Genomic DNA, 446 nt, shown 5'->3' on the forward strand with positions numbered 1-446 from the left:
TCCATCAGCACCAAAGGGAACCACGTCTCAGCGGAGAGCAGCACGCGTTTCGATGTACAGACGAGGGCCGTACGGGGAGAGGACGGGGGCTCGTCCCCGGTACGGGGGAAGCGGGGCGAAGTGGGGCGACCGCCACGGTGTGTGTGTCTAGGGTGAGCTGTGAGTGACGATCGGGTGCCTGTGCCGGGGTGTGGGGCGGGCGCCACTGTGCGGGTGGGTGAGGTGAGGTCACCGGTGACTACGGCTCACGGTGAGGGCGAGACGGGCATCCTGCGGTGCTTCGGGCAACAGTTGCGGCTGCTGCGGACGAGCCGGGGGCTGACGCGGGCGGAGTTGGGTGCGAAGCTCAGTTACGGCGAGGACATGGTCGCGTCGGTGGAGCTGGGGCGGCGCATCCCGAAGCCGGAGTTCATCGAGCGGGCGGACGCGGTGCTGGAGGCCGGCGG

General features: G+C 69.5%; 1 protein-coding gene. It reads left to right on the plus strand.

Annotation, left to right across the window (positions count from 1 at the left end; all coding sequences use genetic code 11):
• Window positions 1–234 precede the first annotated feature (234 nt).
• A partial coding sequence (locus B7L92_RS35055; protein ID WP_143626432.1) for a helix-turn-helix domain-containing protein occupies window positions 235–446 on the plus strand: 212 nt, incomplete at its 3' end.

Source organism: Streptomyces viridosporus, from assembly GCF_002078235.1.
Lineage (GTDB): Bacteria > Actinomycetota > Actinomycetes > Streptomycetales > Streptomycetaceae > Streptomyces > Streptomyces viridosporus.